The following is a 26625-nucleotide window of genomic DNA, read 5'->3' on the forward strand; positions in this document are numbered from 1 at the left end:
TAGCCAGCGTTTACCTGTCAGCGGTAATACTTTTAGTGTATACGCCTTTATCAGAATTTGGTGGTCACTATCGCGTAAAAGTTATGCCAATGGATTGATATTAATCAGATCGTGATGGGTAGTTGTGGGTTGGTTGAGTAAAGAAAATGTGATTTACGTAGAAAAATTCTTGAAACCGGCGGTTTTCTGTTACAATCGCCCGCAGTTATGCACCGTAGTTTGTGCCCATTCACCGAGATTATCGCGCATGCGTGCTGGAATGACATGCCGCGCTAACCCCGTCTTGATATCACCCTGGAAACTACACCGGCTTGTGCTCGGTCAGGGTTGATCTGGAGTTGTTCTCTTTATGTCTTTTGAATCTCTCAGCCTGAGCGCTGATATTTTGCGTGCTGTGGAAGAGCAGGGTTACCGCGAACCGACACCGATACAGCGTCAGGCAATCCCGATTGTGCTGGCAGGCCGTGACCTGATGGCCAGCGCACAGACCGGCACGGGTAAAACCGCAGGTTTTACGCTGCCCTTGTTGCAATTACTCAGCACTAAACCCGCTCCCAAAGGGCGTCGTCCGGTACGGGCGCTGATCCTGACTCCAACCCGTGAACTGGCAGCACAGATCGGTGAAAACGTTCTGGCGTATAGCAAATATCTACATCTTCGTTCACTGGTGGTTTTCGGCGGTGTCAGCATTAATCCACAGATGATGAAGCTGCGCGGCGGCGTCGATATTCTGATCGCCACGCCGGGACGATTGCTGGATCTGGAGCACCAGAACGCGGTTGATTTGTCACAGGTGGAAATCCTGGTGTTGGATGAAGCCGACCGGATGCTGGATATGGGCTTTATTCACGATATACGCCGTGTACTGGCAAAATTGCCGGCCAAACGTCAGAACCTGCTGTTTTCTGCAACGTTCTCGAATGAAATAAGAACACTGGCCAGTAAATGGTTAACGAACCCGGCATCAGTGGAAGTGGCGCGTCGCAATACGCCGTCTGAACTGGTGGCGCAGCATGTGCATTTTGTTGATAAGAAACGCAAACGGGAATTGCTTTCCTATTTGATTGGCAAACACAACTGGCAGCAGGTACTGGTTTTTACCCGTACCAAACACGGTGCTAACCATTTGGCCGAGTTGTTGAATAAAGATGGTATTACCGCCACGGCCATTCACGGTAATAAAAGTCAGGGCGCTCGTACCCGGGCGTTGGCAAATTTCAAAGATGGTGGCATCCGCGTACTGGTTGCTACGGATATTGCCGCTCGTGGGCTGGACATCGACCAGTTACCCCATGTGGTGAACTATGAGTTACCGAATGTGCCGGAAGATTATGTCCATCGTATTGGTCGTACCGGGCGGGCGGAAGCCACTGGTGAGGCACTGTCACTGGTGTGTGTGGATGAGCACAAGTTGCTACGGGATATTGAGCGTCTGTTGAATCGTGAAATTCCCCGTATAGCGATTGACGGTTATGAACCGGACCCGACGATTAAAGCCGACCCGATCCAGAATGGCCGTCAAGGTGGTCGTGATAGTCGTGCCAGCGCACCGCGTAGCCAGGGTGATCGCCAGGGACCGCGCGGGCAGGGCGATTATTCCCGTTCGGCGCGTAAACCCGCGACGTCTCGACCAGCAGGAGCCGGTCAGCGCCAGCAGGATGGACAACCGCGTCGTTCACCGCGTCCGCAACAGAAATCTTCAGCAAAAGCTTAGCAGCATATAGGCGTCAATTGGCTCCCTTCAGACCATTGACAAACCTACGTGTAGCGTCAGAACGGTGATAATGAGGGAAAAGACTAAAGCATCTGCGCCAGGGATGGCGCGGCTTGAGCTTACAAGGAGGTCCTTGCAGCGTCTTTACGATCTTCTCATTATCGCCGCTATATAGACGTTGTCATCAAACTGAATATGGGATCGCTTGTCTGAACAACGTGTCTGGGTAATCGGTCTACAGATTTGAACTGTTTTTCCTGTAGTGTGTCAGCGTAATTACCCAATATATTATCTTTGTTCTTCAGGCGATAAATAGCGTAAATTCTGGTACTCAAACCATGTCAAGCCAATAACCACAACATCCAGTAGACTGATTAACAGTAATAGCCACGAGTGGGTAAAACTGTATCGATAGAGTTGATAAATAATGAGAATGCAGAATATGGCGATGGCAATCGGGTAATAATTCATTTTTTTTCGCCAAAGCCCGCCGATGAGCCACAGTTTAATCACTCCATGACTTAATAGATAAAATGCAGTGAACATCTGACTGGTTACGGATAGGCCATGTGCGGTATGCATCAAATAGGTGGCTATAACATCATGGGGATCTTCGGTTAGTTCGATGTGTGTAATGGATTCCACCAGATTGAGAATATATTGCTTTGACACAAAGTAAGTGAAAATACCAGCGGCAATTTCAGAGACAGCAAGCACCGCCTTGAAAAGTAAACTTATCTCAAAAGCCACGTGAATACTTTTTCTGCTAATCAAGTTATCTCCTTTCGCTTTTACTGGCGTATTTTATGGCATAATTATCGTACAAAGTCGCCAATCGGTTAGACAGTAGGGTAATAATATCATTTAACCGATAAGTGCCTGTCTCATTATTTCCATTGCGTTGTTTTGCCTACCAACAGTACCATTGCCTGCCGTTATTGATTGAGTTGAATTATGCGCGTTTTACTGGCTCCGATGGAAGGTGTGCTAGATTCCCTGGTACGGGAATTGCTTACCGAAGTGAATGACTATGATCTGTGCATCACCGAATTTTTGCGGGTGGTGGACCAACGCTTGCCAGTAAAGTCGTTCTATCGTATTTGCCCGGAACTACAACACGCCAGCCAGACGCCTTCTGGGATACCCGTCCGGGTACAACTGCTAGGACAATATCCGCAGTGGTTGGCAGAGAACGCTGCCCGGGCAGTAGAGTTAGGATCCTGGGGTGTTGATCTCAACTGCGGCTGTCCGTCAAAATTGGTGAACGGTAGTGGCGGTGGAGCAACGTTGCTAAAGGATCCCGAGCTGATTTATCAAGCCGCCAAAGCCATGCGTGACGCGGTACCTGAACATTTGCCGGTCACAGTGAAAGTCCGGTTAGGGTGGGATAGCGGTGACGCACGGTTTGAGATTGCTGACGCGGTACAGCAAGCGGGAGCCAGTGAGCTGGCGGTTCATGGTCGCACCAAAGAAGATGGCTACCGTTCTGATCGCATCAATTGGCAGGCAATCGGTGAAATTCGCCAGCGCCTGCGCATTCCGGTGATCGCTAATGGTGACATTCGGGATTGGGAAAGTGCACAGGCGTGTATGGCGGTAACCGGTTGTGATGCGGTGATGATTGGTCGTGGCGCATTGAATGTGCCCAATCTTGGTCGGGTGATTAAATATAATGAACCTCGGATGCCATGGTCACAGGTGTTGGCGCTACTACAAAAATACGTTCGGCTGGAGAAACAAGGGGATACCGGCATGTATCACGTCGCCCGCATCAAACAGTGGCTGGGATATTTACGTCAAGAATATGTAGAAGCGACTGGGTTGTTTAGTGAAATTCGGTCATTGAACCGCTCTGAGGCCATTGCGCAGGCTATTAATGTTGCTTGTTGAAGTGGTGGAGTTTTGCCTATTTTCAACATTTTCCGGATGAGGTAAGTAACATGGTAGAAACCCAGATCGCCGTTGAAATGAAAATTTACACAGCTATTTGCACTGAGTTTACAAATTAATGTCGGAGAGATTGTATTATCACTCTTTCATATCTATACATAGTTAGCGAGTGGGCGTTTTCGTTGATATGCCTTTCTGAGGAGTAGACAAGAGCACTGAGCTTTACTGTTCATTTATCCATAGCGTATGGACAAAACACGGGTAGAACGAGACAACCTTTACCTGAGTAAGCGCATCAGGATTTTTTGTTTGTTGCTCTCCCGCCACTCGAAATTTATTGGGTACATTCGTTTGCACATTAGTGGAGGGGGAATGAATTTTTTATTAAATAAAATTATTGAGTAAACACTACCTCTTACTTAAGGTATAAGATTACTACTTGATTTTATAGCGCTATCAGTAAGTTGTCTGATAGTAACCAACAAGTAAATACATTAAGGTGTGTACCAATATACTGTTATGATAGAGTTTTTATTTTATCAGGTTAAATAAGAATTATTATCTGTGATAATATATTCCCGGTGTGGCTGGAAAAATATATTATTATTCCTGTTTTAGTTGGCACATTAAAAATGACCGTTCGATCCTTTTCCCTGGTGGTTTGTAGTATCAGATCGATAGTTCATAGTGGAGAGTGAAAGTGACTGAGTATTACAGAGGGAAATATGAAGTTGACGTGAAGTTTCGCATTCAGGAAATTGGGGCTTTTCGTGAGAGTTTATTTAGCCAACACCCTGAATCTTATGTTTTTGAAAATAAAGAGTATGATATTTATTATGATTCTGAAGAAAATAAACTTCAGCAGCAAAATATCAGTATGGTCCTGCGTCGTATGGCACCATCGGGAATTAAGCTATGGATTGTCAAGGGGCCACGTACCGGGTTGAGCGAAGCAGTTAATGTCGAGTCTTTTGAAATAACTGACAGTATCCTGAGAACGTTAGGTTACAAACCGATTTTTGAGCTCAATAAAACCCGTAGTATTTATTTCCTGGATACATTCAATATTACAATAGATTATATAGAACCACTGGGTCACTATGTGAAAATATCGTGTATGGCCGAAGATGATTCTGAATTGGATGTTCTTGGAGAAAAATGCCAAGACTGCGCATTACGGTTGGGTTTATTGCTGGATAATATGGAGCATCGGTCTTATCGACAATTGCTTGGTTATTGATTTTGCGATATAAAACAAGGCTGTTCTGTATAGAACAGACGGTCTTGTTTTAGCATCAAACGACGTTTGTTCTTTTGGTATTATTTTTATCAGGATGATGTTGAATCATCACCATAATACCGTTCCCCAATGCGAATAATATCCCGGCCCTGAGATTTTCGATGCTTATTTGTGTCGCGTAATGAATAAATACAACCACAATATTCTTGCTGATAAAATTGCTCTCGTTTACTAATTTCAATCATCCGGGTTGAACCACCTTGTTTACGCCAGTTATAATCCCAATACATCATCCCTGGGTATTTTCGGGTGGCGTTCATCCCGCAGGTGTTGATCTGTTGCATGTTTTTCCAGCGCGAAATTCCCAATGAGCTGGCGATAGCGCTAAAACCATGTTCATGTGCGTAAAGCGCGGTACGCTCAAGACGCATATCAAAACACATGGTACAGCGGATTCCCCGTTCCGGTTCCCACTCCATACCTGTCGCCCGCTCAAACCAGTTATCGGTATCGTAGTCCGCATCGACAAAAGGCACGCTATACTTTTTGGCAAAACGGATATTTTCTTCTTTGCGAATCAGATACTCTCGTTGTGGATGAATATTGGGGTTATAGAAAAAAATGGTGTAATCAATGCCTGAAGCCGCCAGCGCTTCCATCACTTCTCCTGAACAAGGCGCACAGCAGGAATGAAGCAGTAATTTGTCAGCTGTGCCTGGTAGTGTTAATAACGGTCGTTGAACGTTTGACGCGTTTTTTTCATTGGGCATAAACATTATCCATTGTTAAGCAAAAACTCGCTTTGTTGCGACAAATTATTAACCAGAGTTGATGTGTTTACAATGCGGTGCACCCAATAGCGTTAACGATGCAGGAATGCAGCTTACGGTGCTACAACAGGAAAGCGGATCCGGGATGGTGAGAGTAACCGGGGACAGACCGATTTTTATGGTTGGGTAATCAGTTTTTCAGCGTCAGTCAAACTTTGTCACAAAGCTTTATGGTTACTTCGAGTGCACCGAGGGAAGGGGTCAATTATAATGCCGCGTTCTCTCCTTTTTAATTTAACAGTTTACTGTTTAAGTTGTTGAATAATGAATAAAAAATTTAAATATCCCTGCGTGGGACTATTGCTTCTTTCTTCGCCATTTTTGCTGCTTCCGGCTGCGATGGCGAAGCAACATATTGTGCAGCATACTGCTACCCGTCAGGAGATTGCCTCCGGCAGTGCTATGGTGGTGGATTTGAGTAACAACAAGGTGCTGTATTCCAGTAATCCTGATGTCGTGGTACCCATTGCGTCCCTCACCAAACTGATGACGGCATTGGTAGTGCTGGATGCCAATCAGCCATTGGATGAGCTTCTTTCCGTGAATATAAGCCAGACGAAAGAGATGAAAGGCGTGTATTCCCGTGTGCGTCTTGGTAGTGAAATCAGCCGTCATGATATGTTGCTGTTGGCGCTGATGTCTTCTGAAAACCGTGCGGCGGCCAGTTTGGCATATCACTATCGTGGCGGTTATCAGGCTTTTATTGCGGCAATGAATGCCAAAGCCAAAGCATTGGGAATGACTCATACGCATTATGTAGAACCGACGGGGCTGTCGATCAATAACGTTTCCACTGCCCGGGATTTGACCAAGCTGCTAATTGCCTCCCGGCAGTACCCGCTCCTGAGTCAACTGAGTACCACTCACGAAAAAATGGAGACGTTTTCTCATCCGACCTATACCTTGCCGTTTCGTAATACCAACCATCTGGTTTATCGGTCCGACTGGAATATCCAGCTGACGAAAACCGGGTTTACCAATCAAGCAGGTCATTGTTTGGCAATGCGTACGGTAATCAACCATCGTCCGGTATCATTGGTGGTACTGGATGCGTATGGAAAATATACGCATTTTGCGGATGCCAATCGTCTGCGTAACTGGCTGGAAACCGGGAAGATCAGCGCTGTGCCGGCAGCCGCGCTGAGTTATAAAAGGGAGAGAGCCCTAACATTGCGTGAGCCTCATAATGCAGAAACAACCGACATGGCGTTAACAGCGACAGAGTAAAATGCAGGCATTAGAGAAATACCACGCTTGTGTAAGCTGGGATTATTCGCGGGAGGTCTGACAGAAATGTGGCTCCCGCAGTATCACCGATTACCTTTCCACACCGAGCTGTAGCAACGGCTTCTGCATCCCTTTATGCCACGAGGTATGTCGCCATCGTGTGAGCTTGCTTTTAAGAGGCAATTTGGCCACCCGCCCACCGCGTTATATCGAAACCCTGAGATCTAGCGTGATATCTCCAAAACGGGTGATTTCTTCCTCATGAGTCGCTTCCCGCCAGGGCTCTGACAATGCCTGTTCCATCCAGATACGCATGGCTGGATGTCTCAGCATATGGCGGTAGTAATTTTCCACCTCCGGTTCCAGTGGCAGACTGTAGGTCTGGATGCGGAATACCACCGGCGCGAAAAACGCATCGACCGCACTGAATTGTTTGCCCGCCAGGAATGGACCGCCAAAGCGGGAGAGCCCTTCTTTCCACAGCGTATTCAGGCGTGTCAGGTCATTTTTCAGTTCAGGCGTGATGTCATGTAGCTTGATCCGCACGCCGCAACTCATAGAGCACTGGTTGCGTATGGCATTAAACCCGGAATGCATTTCTGCTGCTGCACAACGTGCCCAGGTACGGGCCGCGGAGTCAGTCGGCCAGACGCCAGGATGATGTTCGGCCAGATATTCGATAATCGCCAGTGAGTCCCACACCGTGGTATCACCATCAATTAAGCAAGGCACTTTACCGGTGGGTGAAAAGGTTTTGAAGGCAGGTTGTGTAAGTCCGGGAGAAAAAGGAGCCAATTTTTCTTCAAAAGGAACTTCCAACGCTTTGAGCATGATCCAGGGTCGTAGTGACCATGATGAATAGTTCTTGTTTGCAATATACAACTGGTACATCTCTTATTCTCCTTTTGTTATCCATACCTTATCTTTAGCACGAAAAACGTTAGCTGACATCCCGACCGTGGGGATAACCACGACGTCAGCGTCCATCCGTTTATAACAGTGTTCACGCCAGGATGACATGTCCGCAGGCAACCTGTAGCAATTCCCAGTCGCTGCTATCGGTGGCGGCTTCATCGCTAATAATCATGTCGATGTCGCTTATAGAGGCGTAAATAATACGACTGGTAACGCCAATCTTGCTGTGATCGGCCAGAATAATCCGCGTTTTGGCATGATGCGCCATCGCCCCTGCGACCTCAGCCTCATGGTGGGCAAAACTGCTGGCACCGGACTGACTGGCAATGCCGACCGGTGACAGTAACGCGACATCGGCGCGATAGCGCTGAATTTCACTGACGGTCAGTGCACCACTGGTCGCCTGCATTGACGGGCCCATATGCCCGCCGAGCAAAATAACGTCATGGCGCAACAGTTTGTCTGAGTCGACCGCACTTAAGGTAAGCGCAATGTTCAGACTGTTGGTGATAATTGTCATGCCGGGCATCGACAGTAGTTCATCAGCCAGCAGCGATGTCGTACTGCCTGCATCAATGAAGAGGGTTTGTCCAGCCTGCAATTGCTGTACCGCAGCGCGGGCAATGGCGTGTTTTTCTTTGGCGCGCACAGCATTACGTATGGCAAGCGGGGGTTCTGGTGAGCTACCTGTAGCCACGATACCACCATGAACCCGCCGCAGTCCGCCCTGGGCTTCCAGTTTAAGAATATCCCGTCGTACCGTTTCTCTGGAAACGCCAAGATGCTGAATAATTTGCTCCGTACTGACCCGGTTTAACGTGGACAGCAGGGCGCGGATACGGTGTAGACGGGTTTCTTCTAGCATGAGTCTCGCTCTTGGAATGAAATATTCGAAGCTTGTATGATCGTGTGTAACAGATAACAAACCTCGTTAGGGACAGGTTTATTGGTGTTCTGTTTCTCGATGACCCTGGGTGTCCCAGTGTCATTATACTGGCAAGTTCAACGATGATGGGTGGATAAATTATTGCACAAATGTGTAGTTTTGTGCATGTCGCTTGGTGAGGACACTGATATTTTGGGCTTCGAGGTAAGTATTTTATTTATTTTTAAGTTAAAAAACAATCAATTGAGATTTTTTATTGTGCTATGAGTATTTTGGTTTCAGCGTGTAAATAAGTTTTTTTGTGGGTTTTTTTTGCAGATTATTAGTGCTTATTTTTGTATTTGTGTATTTTATTGTTTTTGTTGTATGGTGATAGGCAGTATTGTCACCCGGGCATATAACCGATAACCCGCTGGCAGAACCCATCTTGGGTTTTTTATTCATCTTCTAGACAGGAGTCATCATGGCAACACGTTCAACCATTATGGATACCAACAGCTTTCGAGCCGAACATGCCGATGCGTTGAGTCAAGATGTTCGTAAACTTACTGATAAACGTAGTCGGGTGTTGGGAGACTCCTATCGCCTGTTTTATCGTAACCCCGTGCATCTGGTGCGAGGAGAAGGGCAGTATTTGTGGGATGCTGCTGGCGATAAATATCTGGATGTGTATAACAACGTGGCCAGTATCGGACACTGCCATCCTGCCGTTATCGCCGCAGTGCACCAACAGATGAGCCAGCTCAATACGCATACCCGTTATCTGCATGAACGTATCCTGGATTACACCGAGGATTTATTGACGACAGTACCAGCGGAAATCACCAAAGCGATGTACATGTGTACCGGGTCGGAAGCCAACGACTTGGCTATTCGTGTTGCCCGCGCCTATAGCGGTGGTACGGGAATCATTGTCAGTCAGGAAGCCTACCACGGGACCAGTGAGCTTACATCAGGTGCTTCACCGGCGTTGGGCAGCGGTCAGCCGTTGGCGGCAACAACCCGGCTGGTTCCGGCCCCGGATCGTTATCGGGTCGATGCTCCTGACCTTGGCATCTGGTTTGCTAACGAAATTCAAAAGCAGATTGATGACATGGCGGCACACGGTATTAAATTTGCCGGCTTTCTGGCCGATTCCATTTTTTCATCAGATGGCGTACTGCCAGCACCAATTGGCTATTTGCAGCCGGCTGTCGATGTGGTGCACGCTAATGGCGGTATTTTCATCGCTGACGAAGTGCAACCCGGTTTCGCCCGAACCGGGGACGCTTTCTGGGGTTTTGCCCGCCACGGTATCGTGCCGGACATCATCACCATGGGAAAACCGATGGGTAACGGTATTCCCGTTTCAGCACTGTTGGCCAGACCGGACGTACTGGCGGCGTTCAGTGATGAGATTCCTTATTTCAATACGTTCGGGGGGAATCCGGTGTCGATTGCGGCCGCACAGGCGGTGTTACAGGTTATACGAGAAGAGAAATTGCAGGCGCACAGCAAAAACGTCGGGGAAAAACTACGTCGCGAACTGGCTCTATTGGCACAACGGCACTCCAGTGTCGGGGATGTGCGTGGCGCCGGGTTGTTCATCGGTTTTGAGCTGGTCAGCGACCGTGATGCAAAAACACCGAACAAAGCGTTGGCGCTGGATGTGATTGAACGTTTGCGAACCGATCATGTGCTGACATCAGTTGCCGGACCGTATGGTAACGTATTGAAGCTGCGCCCACCGTTGGCGTTTCAGGAACAAGATATCGACTGGCTGGTCGGTTCGCTGGATAAAGCGTTGACTGTTGCTGCATTATAGTGTGCTCTGCCGATTATCCACTCTCCTGTGCCCGGCCGGCCAAGGCCGGGTGCTTGCCTCCACCATCAACGTCATACTGCTATCGCCCTTCTAATAATGTCCTGATCGTAATGTGGCGTGATGTCACTTCATCTGGTGATCATGGTCATTTGTGCAGCAACTCGCATAATTCTTTCACTTTTAAGTCAATTTCTTGTCTGAAAATCATTATCATGATGTGCGATGTATTCTGTGGTACATCACAACAATGGCATGTGGAGGGTGAACACTCTTCTTGCCACTTCAGGGTTATGGCACATTAACTGACCTGTCCCACCAACTTTTATGCCGTGTTTTGGTGATATCGCCAGAAACAAGGGATTGATTGAGTACGAAAAAATAATGAAATGGCTTACTTCACTGACGATTGTAATCGGGCTTGCCGGTAATGCTGTTGCTGCCCAACCGTTGGTCACAACACCACCTACGGTGGTGTTAACTTCGCATCAGCAACGTGATGCTTTTGTAACCGATCTGCTGAAAAGAATGACGCTGGAAGAAAAAATCGGCCAGCTGCGGTTAATCAGCGTGGGAGCGGACAACCCGAAGGCAGCCATTCGTGAAATGATTCGACACGGGCAAGTGGGTGGTATCTTTAATACTGTCACTCGCCACGATATTCGACAGATGCAGGATCAGGCTATGCAGCTCAGTCGCCTGAAGATTCCACTGTTTTTTGCCTATGACGTGGTACATGGTCAGCGTACCATTTTCCCTATCGCACTGGGATTGGCCTCTTCCTGGGATATGGATGCTATCGCGCTGACTGGGCGTACAGCAGCCTATGAGGCGACTGAAGATGGTCTGAACATGACCTGGGCGCCGATGGTGGATATTACCCGTGACCCACGCTGGGGCAGAGTATCCGAAGGCTTTGGCGAGGATACCTGGCTGACCAGTGAAATTGCCCGTGTGATGGTGAAAGCCTTTCAGGGCGACGATCTTACGGGCCGGCACTCCCTGATGACCAGTGTTAAACATTACGCCTTGTATGGTGCAGTCGAAGGTGGCCGCGACTATAACACGGTGGACATGAGCTTGCAGCGCATGTTCCAGGATTATATGCCGCCGTATAAGGCTGCGATTGATGCGGGGAGTGGCGGGGTCATGATCGCACTCAATTCCATCAACGGCGTACCGGCTACCTCTAATCGCTGGCTGATGAAAGATGTACTACGCGATCAGTGGCATTTTAACGGCGTCACTATCAGCGATCATGGCGCCATCAAAGAACTGATTAAACACGGGGTGGCGGCGGATGCGCGCGATGCCTCGCGTATTGCCATTACGTCCGGTATTGATATGAGCATGAGCGATGAATATTTTGGTCGTTACTTGCCGGGACTGGTAAAAAGCGGTGCGGTAAGTGAAAAAGATGTCGAGGCGGCCTGTCGGAAAGTGCTGAATATGAAATACGATATGGGGTTGTTTCAGAACCCATATCGTCACCTTGGGCCAGTAGGTTCCGACCCGGTGGATACTAATGCGGAAAGCCGTCTGCATCGTCTGGCGGCACGGAAAGTGGCGCGCGAAAGTCTGGTTTTACTGAAAAACCGGCTTAATATTCTGCCACTGAAAAAAACCGGTACGATTGCGGTGATAGGGCCGTTGGCGGACAGTAAACGCGACATTATGGGCAGTTGGTCGGCAGCTGGCGTTGCCCAACAGTCGGTAACGGTATATCAGGGGATTAAAAACGCCGTAGGCGATAAGGCCCATATCTTGTATGCCAAAGGTGCCAACATCAGTAATCATAAAGGGATTATTGATTTCCTGAATCAGTATGAACCTGCGGTGACGGTAGATCGTCGCACGCCCCAGGTGATGATTGACGAGGCGGTGAACGTGGCCAGACAGTCTGATGTCGTGGTCGCGGTAGTAGGTGAGGCGCAAGGCATGGCGCATGAGGCCTCCAGCCGTTCCAATATTACTATCCCGGATAGTCAGGAAGCATTAATCACTGCGTTGAAAGCGACGGGTAAACCCCTGGTGCTGGTACTGATGAATGGGCGTCCTCTGGCACTGGTACGGGAAAATCAGCAGGCAAACGCATTGCTGGAAACCTGGTTCAGCGGGACGGAAGGCGGGAACGCGATTGCCGATGTGTTGTTTGGTGACTACAACCCGTCCGGCAGACTGCCGATATCCTTTCCGCGTTCCGTAGGGCAGATTCCGATTTACTATAATCACCTGCCAACCGGACGTCCTTATACGCCGGAGAATCCGGGTAAGTACACCTCGCATTACTATGATGAAGCCAATGGCCCGCTCTATCCATTTGGCTATGGCCTGAGTTACACCACGTTTGACGTGTCGGCGATCCGGCTTTCCAGCCCGATCATGAAACGTGACGGAACATTAACTGCGTCAGTGACAGTGAAAAATACCGGTAAACGCGCAGGAGAAACCGTTATCCAGCTGTATTTACATGATGTAGTGGCTTCGGTTAGTCGTCCGGTAAAAGAACTGAAAGGATTTCAGCGAGTGATGCTGCAACCGGGAGAAGAAAGAACGGTCAGCTTTACACTCTCGCCTAAAGACTTGATGTTCTATAACGAGAAAATGCAGCATGTTGTGGAGCCGGGCCGATTTGATGTCATGATTGGCGTGGATTCAGAACGGGTGAAAACACAGCACTTTACCTTGCTTTAACACCTTACCTTGCATGAACACCTTTCTTGGCGTTAATGCCTTTATCAGTTCCGTTTCCTGACCACCGTGATGGGGTCGGGAAACGCCATCAAGGAATGATGGTACAGGGGCAATAGCGGTTGAATAGTTTTTCCCCTCAGACACGAGTTTGCCGTTATCGTATGGTCAGTTGCTGTGAACAATAATGATATAACCCACCAGCATGACGCCACCAATACCACTCAATGCACACAGGGCAAATAGCCCGATCATACCCAGCTTGCTTAAACTCATCAGGTTATCCTTTTGTTAATTCCTCTGGATTATAAAGCCTTCCGCTGGTGATACAAGCAAACTGCCGTTGCCGGTTTCTTGAATTCGTATCATCCGCAGTGGTAAAGACGTGGTGTGAACCTGCGCTTCCATAACGAAAGTGGCGTATTACCTGCCGTCTGTGGGACAATGCCTGCTGAATTAACTGATATTGAGCAGGCATGACCCTTTCCCCCGCGTTAAAACTGCAGATCGGCCAATGGTATAAGGCATTGCAGCAGCAAATTCCGGATTTTGTTTCCCGTACTCCACAGCGACAGATGATAGCTGAAGTGGCTAAAACGCTGGCGGGCGATTATCCGCGCCATTTAGTCATTGAAGCGCCGACTGGGGTGGGGAAAACCCTGTCATACCTGATTCCAGGCATTGCGGTCGGTCGGTCGGAACTGAAAACGCTGGTGATCAGTACGGCCAATGTTGCACTACAGGATCAGCTTTTTAGCAAGGATTTACCGTTGCTGAAGTCGTTCATTCCCGACTTGAAATATACGGCGGCGTTTGGTCGGGGACGTTATATCTGTCCACGTAATCTGGCGGTCATGGCGACGGATGTCGATGCACAAGGGGATTTAACCCTGTTTCTGGATGACGAACGGGTTCCTTCCAGTCGCGAAGAGCAGGTCATCTGCACAAAACTGTCAAAAGCCTTGCAGAGTCATACCTGGGACGGACTTCGGGATCATTATCAGGCATCGATAGCTGATGGACTGTGGGCCAGGCTTAGCACTGATAAGGCGAACTGTCTGGGGCGTAACTGTCACTATTTCCGCGAATGCCCGTTTTTTATCGCCCGGCGTGAGATTGAAGAGGCTGATGTGGTAGTCACCAATCATGCCTTGGTGATGGCGGCGATGGAAAGTGATTCGGTGTTACCCAGCGCCAAAAATCTGTTACTGGTATTGGATGAAGGGCATCACGTGCCTGATGTTGCACGGGATGCATTAGAAGTATCCGCTGATATTACCCACAGCGTGACTCAGTACCAGTTGGAACAGCTGGTGCAACAAATGGGCATCTGTATGGCACAGTTTGCGCCGAAATCGCCGCCTCGGTTGGCTAACGCCGAACGGCTGTTAGCGCATTGTGGTGAAGTGCGGGAACGGATGCAGATATTTGAGCAGATGTGCGTGTCGTTCCTGCCCGTCGACAACGTATCGGCGGATTATCGTTTCCCAATGGGAAAATTGCCGGAAGAAATGAGCGATGTCTGCTCCCGCCTGTTCAAGCTGACCGACAGTCTGCGCGGACTGGCGGAGTACATGCTCAATGATCTGGGCGAAAAAACCGGCCAGCACGATATAGTGCGATTACACCACACCATGTTGCGGATGAGCCGGATCCTGAATTATCTGGAAACGGTGAGTAAATTATGGCGTCTGGCGGCGCTGGAGCAATCTTCCAATGCGCCGGTTTCCAAGTGGATTGTCCGCGAGATGTGGGACGGCCAGCCGCATCTTTATCTGCATTGTGCTGGGATCCGTGTTTGCGACCAGCTTGACCGATTACTGTGGCGCAATCTTTCTCATGTCGTGATGACCTCGGCGACGCTGCGCTCACTGAACAGTTTTACCCGTTTGCAAGAGCTGTCGGGGCTGAGTGAAGAAGAGGGGGATACGTTTATTGCCCTGGATTCGCCGTTTAATCACCGTGAGCAAGGTCGGTTAGTGATCCCTAAAATGCGCTATGAGCCGCTGATGGCGTGCGAAGCACAACATGTTGCTGAAATGGCACGTTTTTTTCGCTCGGAACTTCAAAAAAATACCCATAAAGGCATGCTAATGCTGTTTGCCAGCCAGCGTGCTATGCAACTGTTTCTGATACAAGTGACCGATTTGCGGTTAATGCTGCTGGTGCAGGGCGACCAGCCTCGCTATCGATTGGTGGAACTGCATCGCCAGCGGGTAGAAGAGGGGCAAACCAGCGTGCTGGTCGGCCTACAATCTTTTGCGGAAGGGCTGGATCTGAAAGGTGAGCTATTAACGCAAGTGCATATTCACAAGATAGCCTTTCCGCCGATTGACAGTCCGGTGATCCTGACCGAAGGCGAATGGTTGAAAAGCCTGAAGCGCCATCCGTTTGTGGTTCAGAGTCTGCCGAGTGCGTCGTTCAGATTGATCCAGCAGGTGGGACGACTGATCCGCAGTCATGATTGTTTCGGCGAAATAGTGATCTACGATCGTCGTCTGCTGACTAAAAGTTATGGGGCACAATTACTGGCAGCGTTGCCGGTATTTCCAATTGAACAGCGCGATATGCCGGAAGAGGGTGAAGCCGATGCGTAAACAGGCTACCCGTTGCCTGGTAGCCCGTTGTGCCTGAAAAGACGACGTACTTAGTAGTGATGTCCGTTAATGCTCTTCCAGTAGTTTCGTCGCGTCGATGGGTTTGTCATGAATGGCGAATTTATCGACAATCGTAGCACTGGCGGTGTTTAATCCGGTGACGTCAACCTGCTTGCCCAGGCGTCTGAATTTCATGACCACTTTATCCAGTGCGCTGACGGATGTGATGTCCCAACAGTGTGCATGATGCAAATCGATAACGATGTGATTAATGCTGTCATTAAAATCAAAACTATTGGCAAATCGTTCAGCAGAAGCGAAGAACAACTGTCCTTTAACCTGATAATGTCGGGTATTTTCTGAAACAACGCTGTCTACCAGCATAAACTGAGCCACTTTGTTGGCGAAATTAATCCCCGCAATCAATACACCAACCAGAACGCCGTAGGCTAGATTATGGGTTGTCACTACAACCGTGACGGTGGTCAGCATCACTACGCTGGTGGAAACCGGATGTGTCCGCAGGTCACGGATGGAACGCCAGGAAAAAGTGCTGATGGATACCATGATCATGACGGCAACCAGTGCAGCCATCGGAATGTGGGATACCCAGTCGCGCAGAAACATGACCAGACACAACAGGAAGACACCAGCGGTCAGCGTCGAGAGGCGTCCACGTCCACCGGATTTAATATTAATCACCGACTGACCAATCATGGCGCAACCCGCCATTCCGCCCATCAGTGACGTCACCATGTTGGCAATTCCCTGAGCTTTGCATTCCCGGTTTTTATCGCTGGACGTGTCGGTCATCTCATCAACGATGGTGGACGTCATCATCGATTCCAGTAGCCCGACCGCGGCCAACCCTGCGGAATAAGGGAAAATCACCGCAAATGTGTGCAGGTTTATCGGGATATCCGGCAGGGCGAAAACCGGCAGTGTATCCGGTAGCTGGCCCATATCGCCCACGGTTCGAATATCCAGCCCCAGGCTGAGTGACAGGATCGTCAACACGATAATGCAAACCAGCGGAGATGGGATGCTACGGGTGATAAAGGGGAAGAGATAAATAATGGCGAGTCCCAGCGCTGTCATGGCATAAACCGGCCAGCCAACATGCGTCAGTTCAGGTAGCTGGGCCATGAAAATCAGGATAGCCAGTGCGTTCACAAACCCGACAATCACCGAATGAGAGACGAAGCGCATCAGACTGCCCAGCTTCAGATAACCGGCCAGAAATTGCAGCATACCCGCCAGCAGCGTCGCGGCAAACAGGTATTCTAGTCCATGTTCTTTCACTAGCGTGACCATCAGTAGCGCCATGGCGCCGGTAGCGGAAGAAATCATGCCGGGACGGCCACCAATGAACGCGATCACGATAGTGATGCAGAATGCGGCATATAGCCCGATTTTAGGGTCAACACCAGCAATAATGGAAAAGGCAATGGATTCTGGAATCAACGCCAGAGCAACAACGATACCCGCCAGAATATCGCCACGGATATTGCCAAGCCAGTCCTGGCGGTTTGAAGACAACAACATAGTCATAAGGCCTTGTTGGTTAATAAAGCGATTATCAATACACCGACTGGTCTGCCGGTTGGCGCCGATTCATCGGCGACAGGCGCATGTTGCGCGCAAAATGGTTACGTGTGGGCGTACAGTTTGTAAAAAAGGATGGATCAGCGTGGCGAAATACGCATAAAAGATAAATCGTTAATAGGTTGTTATTAATGCGCGGGCGATAATAATGGCTTTGGTGACACGGATCAAATAAAAACATGGTATTTTCGCAGTTAGCCGATTGACTACCGTATTAGTGATGAGACGCATCATGGATTTCACTAAAATTATCAAAGAAGTCGGGCGCGGCAAACAGCACGCCCGAGATATAGACCAGACTACCGCCTACGAACTTTACCGTGAGATGCTCAACGATCAGGTTCCTGAACTGGTGTTGGGGGGATTATTGATCGCGTTTCGTATCAAAGGGGAGTCAGACGCCGAGATGCGTGGTTTTTATCAGGCAATGTGTGAGCAGACTCTGCATTTGAACCCTCCCGCGCAGCGCTTACCACCCATCGTGATTCCCAGCTATAACGGCGCGCGCAAGCAGGCCTGTCTGACGCCATTGCTGGCGTTACTACTATCAAAGCTCGGTTTCCCGGTGCTGATCCACGGCGTTAGTGAGGATCCTACCCGGGTGACCAGTGCGGAAATTCTGCATGAGTTGGGGGTGATGCCGGTAAAGGACAACATAGAGGCGCAGAAGCGGCTGGACAGTGGGAAGCCCGTGTTTATGCCGGTATCCGTCCTGTGTCCGCCGATGGAACGACAACTGAATTTCCGCTGGCGGATGGGGGTGCGAAACAGTGCGCATACGCTGGCGAAAATAGCAACCCCGTTTGCTGAAGCGGCGGCGCTTCGGTTGGCCAGTGTGTCTCATCCGGAATATGTGACACGGGTGGCCTCATTTTTTCAGAATATGGGTGGACGGGCGTTGTTGATGCACGGTACGGAAGGGGAAGTGTACGCCCATCCCGAGCGTTGTCCGGAGATACATTTCATCCATCAGCAGCAACAGGTACTGCAATTGCGGCAGGATATCGTGGTGGCTGCCGATGCGCTGCCCGCCACAAAAGACGCCGAGACGACAGCCCGCTGGACGGCACAATGCCTGGCGGGGGAACAGGCCATACCGCTGGCAATTCGTCTGCAACTGGCTTGTTGCCTGGTGGCAAGCGGGGCTGCATCCACGATGGAGCAGGCCGCCTCCGCCATCATAAAGCAACTGGGCTGAAGGTGAATATTTCCCTCAGCGGCAAAAATAAGAGAAGGATCAGTCATGCAACAGGTAGTGGATTATTTCAATGCGCTGAACCGCGACTATCTTGCGGTGCACCAGACTAAAGAAGATCTGTTCTGGCAATACTATATGGGAACCGGCAACGACAATGTGGCGGCTCGTTTTGCCGAGGCGGAGAGTGCCTACAAGCGTTTTATCTCACAACCACAACAATTGGCGACATTGCGTGCGCATATTGCCACGCTGGAGGCGGCACCGCATACCGTGGATAACGCAGCGTTGTTACACGGCTTACGCGGTTGGTATCGTTTTTTCGATTGTAATGTGATTGAAGATCCTCAGGCACAATCCCTGTTGGATGAGCTTATCTCAGCGGAAAATACGCTGTATTCCCAACGTAAAACCTATGAGATGACCCATCTGAATGAGGAGGGTGAGCGGGTTGAGGCTTCATTGGGCGAGTTGCTAACCAATCAGGCCACCAACGATAACGAAGCCTCTCGTCGTAGTTCGCAGCAGGCATTACGGGATCTGGAGCAGTGGTTATTACAGCATGGATTTCTGGCGTTGGTCAGCCTGCGTAATCGTTTTGCACGTCAGATGGGCTATCGCAATTACTTCGATTACAAGGTCAATAAGACCGAGCGTATGACGCCAGAGCAACTCTTTGCCATTCTGGACCGCTTTGAAGCGCGAACCCGCGACGCCAATCTGCGTAGTCTGCGTCAACTGTCGGCGGAAAATGGGGAAGACGCATTGCAACCCTGGAATGTCCGTTATACCAGTTCAGGGGATGTGACCCGTCAGCTCGATCCTTACTTCCCGTTTGCCGCATCACTTGAACGTTGGGTAAATAGTTTCAAACGTCTGCACATCGGTTTTAATGGTGCCGACATGCGGCTCGATCTGCTGGTGCGCAAAGGCAAATATGAAAACGGGTTTATGCACGAACCGGTGCCACCGTTTATTCAGCAAGGGCACTGGGTGCCAGCGCGTATCAATTTTACCAGCCTGGCGAAACCAGACCAGATCGGCAGTGGGGCAAATGGCATCAATACGTTATTTCACGAAGGCGGGCATGCGGCGCATTTTGCCAATATTCGCCAGAATGCCCCCTGTTTCTCTCAAGAGTTTCCGCCAACGTCGATGGCGTATGCCGAGACACAATCAATGTTTTGCGACAGTTTGTTGCAGGATGCGGACTGGTTAAAGCGCTACGCCACCAATGTTCAGGGCGATGTGATCCCCGATGCGCTAATTCAGGCGGATATCCGCACTCGTCAACCCATGCGAGCGTTTAATGAGCGGCATATTCTGCTGGTGCCCTATTTTGAATGGCAGCTCTATTCCTGGGACGATGACCAGCTCACACCGCAGGCGGTTACCGAGCTGGCGCGGGATACGGAACGGCGTATTTTGGGCATCGACGGCAGCCCACGTCCTACGCTGGCGATCCCGCATTTGCTGTCAATGGAGTCCGCCTGTTCGTATCAGGGATACTTGCTGGCATTGATGGCCGTTGAACAAACGCGCCATTTCTTCCTGCAACGCGATGGCTACCTGACGGACAATCCGCTGATTGGTCCGGATCTAGCTCGTCATTACTGGAATCCAGGTAATAGCGTCAGTCATGACGACACTCTACGTAGCCTGACCGGTGAAGGATTTAACCCGGATTATCTGGCGACGGTTTGTAACCAGACAGTGGATGATGTCTGGCAAGCGGCTGAAGCGACTATCACTGCGGCGGCGAAACGTCCTCAGCCAGCAGCGGACTTTAATCTGAATGCCAGAATTCGGGTAGTGGATGGTGAGCGGGTGCTGGCAGATAATCTGCATGGCGATGACGTGATGTGCCGTGATTTTGCCGAGGTGATACAACAGGAATATCCGGCTACGGCGGAATGAAAGTATCTGTGCTGTAGCGATATCTTCAGATCAAAATGTTAAGCCGAAAGCGACATATCCCCGCAGGAGTGCGGGGATATCTGGGAGGAAGAATGTGGTCAGGAAACGTGCTGCAGGAATTCACGCAGACGGTCGCTGGGTGGGTTGGCGACCAGCGTCTCCGGGTCACCATCTTCAGCAACACGACCTTTATCAATGAAGATCAAACGTGACGCCACTTTCTGGGCAAAGCCCACTTCGTGCGTCACAATAACCATGGTCATCCCTTCCTCGGCCAGATCTTTCATTACCGTCAGCACTTCATGACGCAATTCCGGGTCCAGCGCGGATGTCGGTTCATCGAACAGCATCAGCTTGGGCTTCACCGCCAACGCACGGGCAATCGCCACACGTTGCTGCTGACCGCCGGAAAGTTCAGATGGATAGTGATGTGCGCGTTCGGACAACCCGACTTTAGCCAGCAATTCGAGGGCCGACTTTTTAGCCTCTTCCTTGCTGGCTCCCCGCACCCGGATGGGCCCAAACGCTACATTTTCCAGTGCCGTCAGGTGTGGGAACAGATAAAACTGCTGAAATACCATGCCCGCTTCCTGACGGATCAGGCGTTCATCCACGTGAGGATCATTGACGTGCAAACCATCTACAATCAAGTCACCGCTGGTGATCTCTTCCAGCTTGTTGATACAGCGTAACAGCGTGGATTTACCGGAACCTGACGGCCCAATGATCACGACCACTTCACCTTGGTCAATTTTCAGATCGATATCGTGCAGAACCTTTGTCTGACCAAAGTGTTTGGAAACATTTTTAAATTCAATCATATAATTTTAAGTTTTCTTTCCAGACGTCGCAGAATAAAGCTCAGTGTCAGTGTGATGATCAAGTAAATCACTGCTACCGCACTCCAGATTTCCAGGGCTCGGAAATTACCGGCGATGATCTCCTGCCCTTCACGGGTCAGTTCCGCCACACCGATAACAATAAACAGCGAAGTATCCTTGATGCTGATAATCCATTGATTACCCAAAGGCGGTAACATGCGGCGCAATGCCAGTGGGGCGATGACGTGGCGCAGTGTGTCGCGGCGGGACAGGCCTAACGCCAGACCCGCTTCGCTGAAACCTTTATGGATCGACAGCACCGAACCACGGGTGATTTCCGCAATATAGGCTCCCGAGTTAATCATGATGGTCACCACCGCGGCGGAAAATGGGTCGATGCGGATAGACGTCAGAATCATCGGCAATGCGAAATAGATGAACATGACCTGAACAACAATCGGCGTACCGCGGATAATCTCGATAAATACCAGCGCGATATGGCTGGACACTCTACCGCCGTAGACGCGGGCAAATCCCGCAAGCACACCAATAACCAGTCCGCCGAACAGACCCAGTACTGAAATCAGCAGGGTCATTTTTGCCCCCTCCAGCAAGAGGGGAATCGATGGCCAGATGACACTCCAATCAAACTGCATTAAATTTCTCCAGCAACAAACGGTGGTTATTTAGGTTCTACGCCAAACCATTTTTTATAGATGGCTGCATAAGTACCATTTTCACGCAGGGTTTTCAGCGCACCGTTTACTTTTTCACGCAGATCGCTGCCTTTCGGGAAGGCAATGCCGTACTGTTGTGCCTTAATGGATCCGCCTACCGCTTTAAACTTACCATTACCGGCAGTCTTGATGAAATACAGGATGTTAGGGGTATCATGCAGCACCGCGTCAGCACGATGGGTGGCTAATTCCAGATAGGCGTTATCGATGTTCGGGAACTGGCGCAGATCTTTGGTTTTGATATTGGCCTTGGCATAATCCACAGAGCCGGTGCCGCTTTTCACTGCCAGAATTTTACCATTCAGGTCTTTTTCGCCGTTGATGTCATGATTATCGGATCTGACCATCACCATCAAACCACTGTTGTAATATCCGTCCGAGAAATCAACGGCCTGTTTGCGATTTTCCGTAATGGTGATACCTGCCAGGGCAAGATCGATATTACGGGTTTGTAGTGCTGGGATGATGCCACTGAAATCCATCGGTTTTAGGGTGTAATTCAAGTTCAGTTGTTTGGCAATGGCATCCCAAAGATCGATATCAAAACCAACATATTTATCGCCCTGTTTAAACTCAAACGGTACAAACGCGGTATCGGTTGCAACGATCAGTGTTTTATCTGCTGCCTGACTGGAAAGGCTAAAGGCCAGCGCGAGGGCGGCAATTGAAGCTTTGAGTAGTGATTTCATCAACATACTTCCTATTGGTTGTAAGAGCCCCGATTTTATAGGTTGCATCACTCCAGCCGCAGAGAGCGGACACGGTGGTGAACATCTGGGGTTAGTGGTCAAAGATGGTGTTTAACCTGATTGTTTTTATCGCGTGCACAGATAACAAGTTGGAGGAAACGTCTGCCATCATAAATACCTATGTATCGCGCTGCTATGATTAACTAAATTGTAGTGGGGAAACAACCGTTGATTTGCGTTACATCGCAATATTGTGGGTAAAAGCTAATTTTTTGTACATAAAGGCTGGCAGGATAGAGGGTTAACCTAGCTAAAAGTAGGTTTTTCTGATGGTTGAATAAGTGTTGTCCAACGGCAGATGACCGTTGGACCATGATTTATTTTAGGATAGTTATTCAATGTTCGCTTCGATAAACCACAAGAACTTATCCAAATCGCGAGACGCAGCGGTCAGCATATCGGCAGTATCCTCATCTTTCGCTTTACTGATAGCTTTTCGGACGTCGTTAGCGACGACGGCATAGCGTTCTGCCAGCGCTTTCAAATGATCCTGCACGCTGTGGATATCAGTCGGATAGCTCTTCAGGGCGGTTTTTTCATTAATCACCTGTACCGTGCCGGTTGCTATACCACCGATCTGTACCACACGTTCTGCGAAAGTATCCAGGTGGATGATAATGGCATCGCGGAAGGTATCGATCATTTCATGTACAGCGATGAAATTGGCACCACGCATATTCCAGTGAGCCTGTTTGGTGATCAGTGACAGATCGATAAAGTCTATCACCAGTTGGTTTAACAGTTTGATGGTTGAGGCTTTAACGTCATCGTCCAGGTCATTCCGGGTGTAAACGAATTGTGAAGGGGCTGATTTTACCAGTTTAGCTGTACGCATAATTGTTACCCTCTTAATTTTATTAACTGCCAGTTCAATTTCAACCGGCTCTGATTGTTCATAATTCTGCTGTTCAACATGGTTAATTATAGCAACTCTGTCAGTCTTGTTCGCAAAGAATCACCTATTATACAAATAGTCTGTGGCGTTATTTTTTCTTCCCCATGAATTTGATTTTTATCATGTGTCGCGAAGGACTGACATCCAGCAGGATATTTTTTCACATTACTAATCGTTGCGTTATAATTTACCATTATTAACAATGAGTTAATTACTGTTCTTTCTATTACCAGTCATTGTTTTATTTGTGGCCTATTGTCCTATATTACATTTATATGGTGAGGTGATATGATGACATGCTGAGATAGATTGACAAGAACAATAACGGAGTAAATAAATTAATAGGTGATGTCAAGTAACATTAATCCATTTTTTATATTGATGAAAAAATAATTGCACCAAGACATATTCAGCTTATTTATTAGTCTCAATATCTGAATGTTAAGTTTATTTTTTATATGAAAGGGCAGATATTGAGGTTTCCCTATAGATTGTGTTATAGGGAAATCTATTGGTTATTTCAGCTCTCCTTGGCTCGATTCGGTTTTTTTATTGTCAGCGTGGTACCCAATGAAGCTATGATGATAAACAGTAACGCTATCCACTGGGTCAGGATGAGATGCTCTCCCAGAAACAGAATGCCGGAGAGAGCGGCAATCGCGGGCTCCATGCTCATTAATGTACTGAATGTTCGTGCCGGCAGACGTGTCAAGGCTATCATTTCCAGCGAATAAGGCAGTGCCGTGGAGAGGATCGCCACCCCGATTCCCATAGGCAAGACCGAGAAAGAAAACAAGTTGGCATCGGAAAAAAATATACCCAGTGGACAAAAAACCAGCGCAGAAATTAAGGCTCCGATAGCGACACTACCCGCACCGTGGTTATTACCAGCTTTCTGTCCAAACAGAATATAAAATGCCCAGCAGGCTCCGGCACCGATGGCATAGGCGGCCCCACGGGGAGATATGCTGCCCAGATTTTGCCCCAGAGGCAATAACAACCATAATCCGGCAATCGCCAGTATGACCCACAGAAAATCGAAGAGTCGTCGGGAAGAGAAAATAGCGACGGTAAGAGGACCGGTAAATTCCAGTGCTACGACAATACCGAGTGGAACAGTGCGCAGGGAAAGATAAAATAAATAGTTCATTCCCCCTAGCGTGATACCGTAAACGAGTAGTGGCAGACGGTTAGAGCCAAAGTGCATTCGCCAGGGTTTAAAGATGGCAGCAAGAATCAACGCCCCAAACCCCAGGCGCAATGCGGTCACGCCCGATACCCCAATAAGTGGGAAAAGGCTTTTAGCCAGAGCAGCTCCGCTCTGAATGGATAGCATGGAGATAAAAATCAGCAATACAGGGAGTAAAACGGACGTTCGCAGGGTGGGGAATAAGGTCATCCATGGGGCCTTAATAGTGAGCAATTAATAAAAATCGGACTTTACATAAATAAACAAGTTATTCAGATTCAGTTTACTCTTGTTGACTTTAATTTACTCTCTGTTTGGAGAAAATTTTCATAATATAAGTTTCAGATTGAAAACTAAGCGAAAAATTAAGATTTATCTGTTTTTTTTGCTATCAAGAAATTAAGTATTTATTTAAATATTATGATTAAAAATCAATTAAAATCATATGGATATCTTGAATTTGATAATTTTTGTTACATGTTTTCCCGGTTTGGAAAATATTTGCCAGGCAACCAAGTGCTTATTTTTTTGTTATATTTATAGCGCGTAAGTATTCTTTCATAAGATGAATTCGAGGCTGTATATGAAAAAGATCGCGTGTCTTTCTGCTTTGGCCTGTGTTTTGGCCGCCAGTGCTGGTTCCGCAGTTGCGGGTCAAAGTACTGTATCGTTAGGTTATGCTCAAGGTGATATGCAGAGCGTAATAAATAAAGCCCCTGGTTTTAACCTGAAATACCGTTATGAGTTTGATAATAGCCCATTGGGTGTTATTAGCTCATTCACTTATCTGGATGATAGCCAGACTACTGGTGGTATCTACCAGAAAGGTCAGTACTATGGATTGAGTGCCGGTCCTGCTTACCGTATTAATGATTGGGCAAGCATCTACGGTGTTATTGGGATAAGTGCCGGTAAGTTCACTAACAATGCAACGGGGGGGGGTGCTAACCACAGTACCAGTGACGTTGGTTTTGTCTATGGTGCTGGTTTGCAGTTCAACCCAAGGGAAGACGTTGCACTGGATGTGGGTTATGAACAAAGCCGTGTCCGTAGCGTTGATATCGGCAGTTGGAATGTAGGCGTCGGTTATCGCTTCTAAATAACGTTACTACACTTGTACGTGTTGAGTGTAAGTATGTGAAATCCGCTCTTAATGAGCGGATTTTTTTATGCCTGAGTTAATCCAGCCACCAATTTTGCCAGTAGGTTATCCAACTGCTGTTGTTCTTCCCCGTTCAACACTGACAATACGTGGCGCTCGTTATCGACATGTAATTCCAGTAGTTCATCTACCAGTTGTAACCCTTTTTCAGTTAATTCCACCAGCGTCCCACGTCGATCTTGCGGATTGCGTTGGCGGCTGACCAGCAACGCGTCTTCCAACCGGTCGATACGATTGGTCATTCCCCCGGATGAGAGCATTAGTGCCTCATAAAGCTGAGTGGGTGAGAGTGCAAAAGGTGCACCAGAGCGACGTAGTGTCGCCAGTACGTCAAACTCACCGGAACGCAGGTCAAAACGGGTAAAAAGCGGATTGATGTAGTCACGTTCGATGCGCAACGATGCCTCATATAAGCGGCTAATCAGTCGCATGGGAAAGGGATCCACATCGGGTCTTTCCCGTTGCCATTGTGCAAATGCAATATCTGCTCTGTTAGTCATGGTATTTATCTTGATATTAAGATTCTTTGTGGAAAGACATGGAAGTCTGAACCAGCAAGGTTAT

The 26625-nt window shown here is 48.7% G+C and carries 22 protein-coding genes; 10 read left to right on the plus strand and 12 right to left on the minus strand.

Features of this window, described 5'->3' with window-relative positions:
• Positions 1–349: 349 nt before the first annotated feature.
• Complete coding sequence (gene rhlE / locus PCO85_08240) at positions 350–1714, plus strand: ATP-dependent RNA helicase RhlE (GenBank protein ID WJV55367.1); 1365 nt, start codon at positions 350–352, stop codon at positions 1712–1714.
• A gap of 288 nt (positions 1715–2002) precedes the next feature.
• Here rhlE and PCO85_08245 read toward each other — a convergent pair whose 3' ends face one another.
• Positions 2003–2488: a DUF2127 domain-containing protein gene (locus PCO85_08245; protein WJV55368.1), complete on the minus strand. Its 486-nt coding sequence runs from the start codon at positions 2486–2488 to the stop codon at positions 2003–2005.
• Positions 2489–2668: 180 nt separating this feature from the next.
• On the opposite strand from PCO85_08245, the gene dusC reads away from it, so the two are divergent.
• Both dusC and cyaB read left to right on the plus strand, forming a co-directional pair.
• On the plus strand, positions 2669–3604 hold the full coding sequence (dusC, locus tag PCO85_08250) for a tRNA dihydrouridine(16) synthase DusC (GenBank protein ID WJV55369.1): 936 nt from the start codon (positions 2669–2671) through the stop codon (positions 3602–3604).
• A gap of 700 nt (positions 3605–4304) precedes the next feature.
• Positions 4305–4844, plus strand: a complete 540-nt coding sequence (gene cyaB, locus PCO85_08255; protein WJV55370.1) for a class IV adenylate cyclase — start codon at positions 4305–4307, stop codon at positions 4842–4844.
• 89 nt (positions 4845–4933) lie between these two features.
• Here cyaB and PCO85_08260 read toward each other — a convergent pair whose 3' ends face one another.
• Positions 4934–5614: an epoxyqueuosine reductase QueH gene (locus PCO85_08260; protein WJV55371.1), complete on the minus strand. Its 681-nt coding sequence runs from the start codon at positions 5612–5614 to the stop codon at positions 4934–4936.
• Between the two features lie 324 nt (positions 5615–5938).
• Here PCO85_08260 and pbpG point away from each other — a divergent pair, with 324 nt between their 5' ends.
• Positions 5939–6901, plus strand: a complete 963-nt coding sequence (gene pbpG / locus PCO85_08265; protein ID WJV55372.1) for a D-alanyl-D-alanine endopeptidase — start codon at positions 5939–5941, stop codon at positions 6899–6901.
• A 204-nt stretch (positions 6902–7105) separates the two neighbouring features.
• Here the strand turns inward: pbpG and PCO85_08270 are convergent, their stop codons facing one another.
• Both PCO85_08270 and PCO85_08275 read right to left on the minus strand, forming a co-directional pair.
• The gene (locus PCO85_08270) at positions 7106–7792 is read right to left on the minus strand and encodes a glutathione S-transferase family protein (protein WJV55373.1); all 687 of its coding nucleotides are present in this window, start codon (positions 7790–7792) and stop codon (positions 7106–7108) included.
• 112 nt (positions 7793–7904) lie between these two features.
• A complete protein-coding gene (locus PCO85_08275) occupies positions 7905–8681 on the minus strand; it encodes a DeoR/GlpR family DNA-binding transcription regulator (protein ID WJV55374.1) in 777 nt (258 codons plus the stop codon).
• Between the two features lie 484 nt (positions 8682–9165).
• On the opposite strand from PCO85_08275, the gene PCO85_08280 reads away from it, so the two are divergent.
• Entirely contained in the window at positions 9166–10506 is a 1341-nt protein-coding gene (locus PCO85_08280) for an aspartate aminotransferase family protein (protein ID WJV55375.1), read from the plus strand.
• 381 nt (positions 10507–10887) lie between these two features.
• The gene (bglX, locus tag PCO85_08285) at positions 10888–13197 is read left to right on the plus strand and encodes a beta-glucosidase BglX (protein WJV55376.1); all 2310 of its coding nucleotides are present in this window, start codon (positions 10888–10890) and stop codon (positions 13195–13197) included.
• A 165-nt stretch (positions 13198–13362) separates the two neighbouring features.
• Here the strand turns inward: bglX and PCO85_08290 are convergent, their stop codons facing one another.
• A complete protein-coding gene (locus tag PCO85_08290) occupies positions 13363–13470 on the minus strand; it encodes a hypothetical protein (GenBank protein WJV55377.1) in 108 nt (35 codons plus the stop codon).
• 200 nt (positions 13471–13670) lie between these two features.
• Here PCO85_08290 and dinG point away from each other — a divergent pair, with 200 nt between their 5' ends.
• A complete protein-coding gene (gene dinG, locus PCO85_08295; protein ID WJV55378.1) occupies positions 13671–15791 on the plus strand; it encodes an ATP-dependent DNA helicase DinG in 2121 nt (706 codons plus the stop codon).
• Between the two features lie 66 nt (positions 15792–15857).
• On the opposite strand, the gene PCO85_08300 is transcribed toward dinG, so the two are convergent.
• Positions 15858–17336 (minus strand): SulP family inorganic anion transporter, encoded by a 1479-nt coding sequence (locus tag PCO85_08300; protein WJV55379.1) that lies wholly within the window; start codon positions 17334–17336, stop codon positions 15858–15860.
• A 292-nt stretch (positions 17337–17628) separates the two neighbouring features.
• Between PCO85_08300 and ybiB the strand changes: the two genes are divergently transcribed.
• The gene (gene ybiB, locus PCO85_08305; GenBank protein ID WJV55380.1) at positions 17629–18594 is read left to right on the plus strand and encodes a DNA-binding protein YbiB; all 966 of its coding nucleotides are present in this window, start codon (positions 17629–17631) and stop codon (positions 18592–18594) included.
• 45 nt (positions 18595–18639) lie between these two features.
• Positions 18640–20508: a M3 family metallopeptidase gene (locus PCO85_08310; protein WJV55381.1), complete on the plus strand. Its 1869-nt coding sequence runs from the start codon at positions 18640–18642 to the stop codon at positions 20506–20508.
• A gap of 98 nt (positions 20509–20606) precedes the next feature.
• Here the strand turns inward: PCO85_08310 and glnQ are convergent, their stop codons facing one another.
• From glnQ to rhtA, 5 genes are all read right to left on the minus strand, one after another.
• Positions 20607–21329, minus strand: coding sequence for a glutamine ABC transporter ATP-binding protein GlnQ (gene glnQ, locus PCO85_08315; protein WJV55382.1), 723 nt, complete (start codon positions 21327–21329; stop codon positions 20607–20609).
• Positions 21326–21985 carry a glutamine ABC transporter permease GlnP gene (glnP, locus tag PCO85_08320; GenBank protein WJV55383.1) on the minus strand — a complete coding sequence of 220 codons (660 nt, stop codon included), beginning with the start codon at positions 21983–21985 and terminating at the stop codon, positions 21326–21328. The genes glnQ and glnP overlap by 4 nt, the downstream gene beginning before the upstream one ends.
• A gap of 26 nt (positions 21986–22011) precedes the next feature.
• Positions 22012–22755, minus strand: a complete 744-nt coding sequence (glnH, locus tag PCO85_08325; GenBank protein ID WJV55384.1) for a glutamine ABC transporter substrate-binding protein GlnH — start codon at positions 22753–22755, stop codon at positions 22012–22014.
• Positions 22756–23146: 391 nt separating this feature from the next.
• Positions 23147–23650 carry a DNA starvation/stationary phase protection protein Dps gene (gene dps, locus PCO85_08330; protein ID WJV55385.1) on the minus strand — a complete coding sequence of 168 codons (504 nt, stop codon included), beginning with the start codon at positions 23648–23650 and terminating at the stop codon, positions 23147–23149.
• A 580-nt stretch (positions 23651–24230) separates the two neighbouring features.
• The gene (rhtA, locus tag PCO85_08335; protein WJV55386.1) at positions 24231–25109 is read right to left on the minus strand and encodes a threonine/homoserine exporter RhtA; all 879 of its coding nucleotides are present in this window, start codon (positions 25107–25109) and stop codon (positions 24231–24233) included.
• Between the two features lie 373 nt (positions 25110–25482).
• Between rhtA and ompX the strand changes: the two genes are divergently transcribed.
• The gene (gene ompX, locus PCO85_08340) at positions 25483–25998 is read left to right on the plus strand and encodes an outer membrane protein OmpX (protein WJV55387.1); all 516 of its coding nucleotides are present in this window, start codon (positions 25483–25485) and stop codon (positions 25996–25998) included.
• Positions 25999–26066: 68 nt separating this feature from the next.
• Here the strand turns inward: ompX and PCO85_08345 are convergent, their stop codons facing one another.
• Positions 26067–26561, minus strand: a complete 495-nt coding sequence (locus PCO85_08345) for a MarR family transcriptional regulator (GenBank protein ID WJV55388.1) — start codon at positions 26559–26561, stop codon at positions 26067–26069.
• Positions 26562–26625 lie beyond the last annotated feature (64 nt).

This window comes from Prodigiosinella aquatilis, from assembly GCA_030388725.1.
Classification (GTDB): Bacteria; Pseudomonadota; Gammaproteobacteria; order Enterobacterales; family Enterobacteriaceae; genus Prodigiosinella; species Prodigiosinella aquatilis.

Coding starts and splice junctions, on each gene's coding strand:
- PCO85_08280 (WJV55375.1), top strand. CDS start 9,166: ATGGCAACACGTTCAACCATTATGGATACCAACAGCTTTCGAGCCGAA.
- PCO85_08310 (WJV55381.1), top strand. CDS start 18,640: ATGCAACAGGTAGTGGATTATTTCAATGCGCTGAACCGCGACTATCTT.
- PCO85_08270 (WJV55373.1), bottom strand. CDS start 7,792: ATGTACCAGTTGTATATTGCAAACAAGAACTATTCATCATGGTCACTA.
- glnH (WJV55384.1), bottom strand. CDS start 22,755: ATGAAATCACTACTCAAAGCTTCAATTGCCGCCCTCGCGCTGGCCTTT.
- dusC (WJV55369.1), top strand. CDS start 2,669: ATGCGCGTTTTACTGGCTCCGATGGAAGGTGTGCTAGATTCCCTGGTA.
- glnP (WJV55383.1), bottom strand. CDS start 21,985: ATGCAGTTTGATTGGAGTGTCATCTGGCCATCGATTCCCCTCTTGCTG.
- PCO85_08260 (WJV55371.1), bottom strand. CDS start 5,614: ATGCCCAATGAAAAAAACGCGTCAAACGTTCAACGACCGTTATTAACA.
- ompX (WJV55387.1), top strand. CDS start 25,483: ATGAAAAAGATCGCGTGTCTTTCTGCTTTGGCCTGTGTTTTGGCCGCC.
- PCO85_08290 (WJV55377.1), bottom strand. CDS start 13,470: ATGAGTTTAAGCAAGCTGGGTATGATCGGGCTATTTGCCCTGTGTGCA.
- pbpG (WJV55372.1), top strand. CDS start 5,939: ATGAATAAAAAATTTAAATATCCCTGCGTGGGACTATTGCTTCTTTCT.
- PCO85_08275 (WJV55374.1), bottom strand. CDS start 8,681: ATGCTAGAAGAAACCCGTCTACACCGTATCCGCGCCCTGCTGTCCACG.
- bglX (WJV55376.1), top strand. CDS start 10,888: ATGAAATGGCTTACTTCACTGACGATTGTAATCGGGCTTGCCGGTAAT.
- PCO85_08345 (WJV55388.1), bottom strand. CDS start 26,561: ATGACTAACAGAGCAGATATTGCATTTGCACAATGGCAACGGGAAAGA.
- glnQ (WJV55382.1), bottom strand. CDS start 21,329: ATGATTGAATTTAAAAATGTTTCCAAACACTTTGGTCAGACAAAGGTT.
- dinG (WJV55378.1), top strand. CDS start 13,671: ATGACCCTTTCCCCCGCGTTAAAACTGCAGATCGGCCAATGGTATAAG.
- rhlE (WJV55367.1), top strand. CDS start 350: ATGTCTTTTGAATCTCTCAGCCTGAGCGCTGATATTTTGCGTGCTGTG.
- dps (WJV55385.1), bottom strand. CDS start 23,650: ATGCGTACAGCTAAACTGGTAAAATCAGCCCCTTCACAATTCGTTTAC.
- PCO85_08300 (WJV55379.1), bottom strand. CDS start 17,336: ATGTTGTTGTCTTCAAACCGCCAGGACTGGCTTGGCAATATCCGTGGC.
- rhtA (WJV55386.1), bottom strand. CDS start 25,109: ATGACCTTATTCCCCACCCTGCGAACGTCCGTTTTACTCCCTGTATTG.
- ybiB (WJV55380.1), top strand. CDS start 17,629: ATGGATTTCACTAAAATTATCAAAGAAGTCGGGCGCGGCAAACAGCAC.